The organism is Corallococcus exercitus, from assembly GCF_003611585.1.
Lineage (GTDB): Bacteria > Myxococcota > Myxococcia > Myxococcales > Myxococcaceae > Corallococcus > Corallococcus exercitus.
Genome location: NZ_RAVW01000598.1, coordinates 1 through 4,413 on the forward strand (window position 1 = coordinate 1; position 4,413 = coordinate 4,413).

3 protein-coding genes are annotated in these 4,413 nt (G+C 70.7%); 2 read left to right on the forward strand and 1 reads right to left on the reverse strand.

What is annotated here, in order from left to right:
* The first annotated feature begins 18 nt into the window (after positions 1–18).
* Positions 19–114: a hypothetical protein gene (locus D7W79_RS39315; RefSeq protein WP_244222223.1), complete on the forward strand. Its 96-nt coding sequence runs from the start codon at positions 19–21 to the stop codon at positions 112–114.
* 8 nt (positions 115–122) lie between these two features.
* Positions 123–2,786 carry a GAF domain-containing protein gene (locus D7W79_RS39320; RefSeq protein WP_158617164.1) on the forward strand — a complete coding sequence of 888 codons (2,664 nt, stop codon included), beginning with the start codon at positions 123–125 and terminating at the stop codon, positions 2,784–2,786.
* A 25-nt stretch (positions 2,787–2,811) separates the two neighbouring features.
* On the opposite strand, the gene D7W79_RS39325 is transcribed toward D7W79_RS39320, so the two are convergent.
* The gene (locus D7W79_RS39325) at positions 2,812–4,401 is read right to left on the reverse strand and encodes an MBL fold metallo-hydrolase (protein ID WP_120530355.1); all 1,590 of its coding nucleotides are present in this window, start codon (positions 4,399–4,401) and stop codon (positions 2,812–2,814) included.
* Between the last annotated feature and the right edge of the window lie 12 nt (positions 4,402–4,413).

The following is a 4,413-nucleotide window of genomic DNA, read 5'->3' on the forward strand; positions in this document are numbered from 1 at the left end:
GAGACAGGGTTGTCCGTGGTGCGGAAGATCGTCGAGACCCGCGGCGGCCGGGCGTGGGTGGACTCCACGCCGGGGGAGGGCGCGGCCTTCCACTTCACCTGGCCCAAGTCATGAGGAACGACATGAAGCACGGCGAACGCTCCGCGCCCATGATGGCCCCTCCTGGCGCCCCCTTCCTCGCGGGGGAGGGGGAGATGGCGGCGCGCATGCGAGAGTTCGACTGGGCCAGCTCCCCGGTCGGTCCGGTGGAGCAGTGGCCCCAGAGCCTGCGCACCGCGGTCAGCGTGTGCCTGGCCTCCAGGCATCCCATCGAGATCTGGTGGGGACCCGAATACGCGCGCCTCTACAACGACGCGTACCGGCCCATCCTCGGCGCGACGAAGCACCCGCAGTTCCTGGGGCGCCCCGGCCGGGAGTGCTGGGGGGAGATCTGGGACGTCATCGGCCCGATGCTCGACAGCGTGCGCGACACGGGCAAGGCGACGTGGTCCGAAGACTTCCCGCTGATGCTGATGCGCAACGGCTACCTGGAGGAGACCTACTTCACGTTCTCCTACGCGCCGCTCTGGAGCGAGGACGGGAGCGTCGGCGGCATCTTCTGCGCCTGCGCGGAGACGACGTCGCGCCTGTTGAGCGAGCGCCGGCTGCGGCTCTTGCGCAACCTGGGCGCGCAGACGGCCGCGGCGCCCACGGCCTCCGTCCACGAGGCCTGCGAGCACTCCCTGCGGACGCTCGCCGGGGGGCGCGAGGACGTGTCGTTCGCGCTGCTGTACCTGCTCACGCCCGACGAGACGGAAGCCCACCTCGAGGCGACGCTGGGACTCGACGCCGGGGGCCCGGTGAGCCCGCGGCGCCTCCGCGTGGAGGAGGAGGGCCCGTGGCCCTTCGCGGAGGCCGCCCGCACGCGGCGGCCCGTCCACGTGGCCTGCGCCGGGCCCGCCACGCCCTGGCCGGGTGGGGCCTGGCCCGAGCCGTCCCGCGAGGCGGTCGTGCACCCGCTGTTCCGGTCCGGTGAGAACGCGCTCCAGGGCTTCCTTGTCCTGGGCGTCAGCCCGCGCCGCGCGCTGGACGCGGCGTACCAGGACTTCTTCGACCTGGCGGCCGGGCACATCGCGACGGCGGTCTCCAACGCGCGCGTCCACGAGGAGTCCCGCCTCGCCACCCGCCGCGCGCAGCTGGGCGCGGACGTCGGCGCGGCGCTGACCCGCGCGGAACCGCTGGGTGAGCAGCTGCGGCAATGTTGCGAAGCCATCGTGAAGCACGTGGACGCGGCGTTCGCGCGCATCTGGGTGCTCGACCCGGCGCGAGACGTCCTGGTGCTCCAGGCGAGCGCCGGCATGTACACCCACCTGGACGGCGCGCACAGCCAGGTGCCCGTGGGGGCGCTCAAGATCGGCGCCATCGCCCAGACGCGTCAGCCGCACCTCACCAACGACGTGCTGAACGACGAGCGCGTGGGCGACAAGGCCTGGGCGGCCCGCGAGGGCTTGCGGTCCTTCGCCGGCTACCCGCTCGTCGTGGGCGGGGAGCTGGCGGGCGTGATGGCGCTGTTCTCCCGGAACGCGCTGGACGCGGACACGCTGCGGCTGATGGCCTCCGTCTCCAACTCCATCGCCGTGGGCGTGGAGCGCAAGCGCGTGGAGGACGCGAGGACGCTGGCGATGGCCCGGGAGCAGGCGGCGCTCGCCGAGGCCGAGCGGCAGCGCTCCCGGCTGGAGTCACTCTTCATGCAGGCCCCCGCGGGCATCTGCGTCCTGCGCGGGAGCGACCACGTCTACGAGTTCGCCAACCCGCGCTACCTGGAGCTCATCGGGGGCCGCGACGTCGTGGGCAAGCCGCTGAGGGACGCGCTGCCCGAGCTGACGGACATCGTCGTGCCGCTGCTGGACCGGGTGTACGGCACGGGCGAGCCGTTCTTCGGGGACGGGCTCCAGGTGCCGCTGCTGCGCCAGGGCCGGATGGAGGACTGCTTCTTCAACTTCATCTACCAGCCCATCTACGACGCCTCCCGGACGGTGGAAGGCATCGCCGTCATCGCCTTCGAGGTGAGCGAGCAGGTCCGGGCCCGCCAGCGCGCGGAGCGGCTCACGCAGGAGCTGGCGGTGACCAACCAGGACCTGGATCAGTTCGCCTACGTCGCGTCCCACGACCTGAAGGCTCCGCTGCGCGGCATCGCGAGCCTGTCGGAGTGGATCGAGGAAGCGCTCACGGACAAGATGGACGGGGAGACGCGCAACCAGATGCGCCTGCTGCGCGGGCGCGTGCACCGGCTGGAGGCGCTGATCAACGGCATCCTCAGCTATTCGCGCGTCAGCCGGATCCGCGAGAAGGTGGAGACGGTGGACGTCGGCGCGCTCCTCGTGGAGAGCCGGGATCTGCTCGCGCCGCCCCCGGAGGCGAGCGTCGTCATCGGCAAGGAAATGCCCACGCTCCAGGCGGAGCGCGCGCCGCTCCAGCAGGTCTTCCTGAACCTGATGAGCAACGCCCTCAAGCACGCGGGGCGGCCGGACGTGCGCATCGAGATCCACTGCGCGGACGCGGGCGCGTTCCACGACTTCACGCTGAAGGACAACGGGCCCGGCATCGACCCGCGCTTCCACGAGCGCATCTGGGGCATCTTCCAGACGCTGGAGAGCCGCGACAAGGTCGAGGGCACGGGCATCGGGCTCTCGGTGGTGAAGAAGATCGTCGAGACCCGGGGCGGGCGCGTGGCCATCGACTCCGAGCCAGGCGCGGGCGCGACGTTCCACGTCTTCTGGCCCAAGCAACCCCGCGTGCTTCCGTAGCCCGCGGGGGGTCGCGCTCCTCGAGCTACTCGAGGATGCTCTCCCGGGACAGGAAGGGGCGCTCCGCGGGGATGTTCCGGCCGCGGCAGACCTCGATGAACTTGTTCGATTCGATCATCTGGGGCGCGGTCTCGTCGTACTGGAGCACCATGACGTGGCGCAGCCAGGGCTCCTGGCCCATGGCGTAGACGAACACCTCTTTCGGATTGAGGTGGTTGAGGATCTCCGTGGCGCGGGCGCTGTCGGAGCCGTTGAGCCGCCGCGACTGGTCCATCTTGCGCGGCAGGGGCTGGCTGAGCAGCGGGCCGTACATCCAGCTCATCGGGCCGCCCTCGCACTCCATGCCCAGGTAGAGCGCGTCCAGCGGGCCCACCAGCTGCGCCAGGTGCTGGTACATGCGCGGCTCCAGCGCGTTGGAGTCCGCGGCCATCAGCATGGAGCGCCCGGCCAGCTTCACCAGGTGCGCCGTCTTCGCCTGCACCGCCAGGTCGCTGTGCTCGCCGATGAAGGGGATGCCCATCAGCGACCCGCCGGGGATGGAGATCTCCTGCAGGTCATCGATCTCGATGACGTTGCGGAAGCCCGTCTTCTCCAGCACCAGGCGCAGCGACGGGTCCGCCAGCGAGTACGCGTTCGAGCGGGGCACGACGATGGTGCCGATGCGGTGACGCAGCTGCAGCAGCGTCTCCATCATCAGGTGGTCCGCGTGGCCGTGGGTGATGAGGACGTAGTCAATCCGCTCCGGCAGGTCCGCGTGGGTGAAGCGCTTCTGGTCCGTGGGGAACTCGTAGCTGATGACGGGGTCGGTGAGGACGGAGACCTCACGCGTCTCCATCAGCACGCACGCGTGGCCGAAGTAGCGCACGCGCACGCCGGGGCCGGTGTAGGGCTCGGGCTTGCGCGGGGCGGCTTCCGTGAAGAGGTCCGCGAACGCCTCCGCGGCGGAGGACGGCACGCCCAGCATCTCCGCCACCTGGCCGGGGTTGCCCGGCGTGTGGCGCATGCGGAAGAGGGCGTCGATGCCCTCGTGGCGGAAGGGCACCTGGAGCCACAGGGGCGAATCGCCCTCCAGGCGCGGGGTGCTGAAGACATACTTGCGGGCGTCGCCGGAGACGCGCATCAGCGAGATGCTCTGCGACGATTCCTTGTAGAGGCTGCTGCGGTAGAGCAGGGGCTCCATGATGCGGGCGCTGGCCCGGTGGGCCAGGTCGTACGTGAGCTCCACGTAGCCCCGGAGCAGGTCCGGCACCTTGGCGTAGAGCGGCTCCAGCGACTCGCCCTTGGAGCTGGCCAGCAGCTGCTCCAGGTCCGACACGGCCTTGGTGTAGGCCAGCATGTCGGCCTGCTCACGGGTGGTGCGCTCCAGCAGCGCCTTCACGTCCCCCACGCGCGACACGGGGTGGTTGATGAAGGGGCCGCCCATCAGCGCCGGGTTCTGGAGCGCGGCCACGTGCACGTCCGGGTTCGCGACGAACGACTGCATCAGCTTCAGGTGCAGGCGGGACACGAACAGCGGCGCCGTGGCGGGGGAGATGAGGTACCACCACACGTACCACTGGTTGAACAGCGGCTCGATGGCGACATCGGGCTTCAGGTACATGGGGCGGTCGAGCATGGGGGTCTCGCG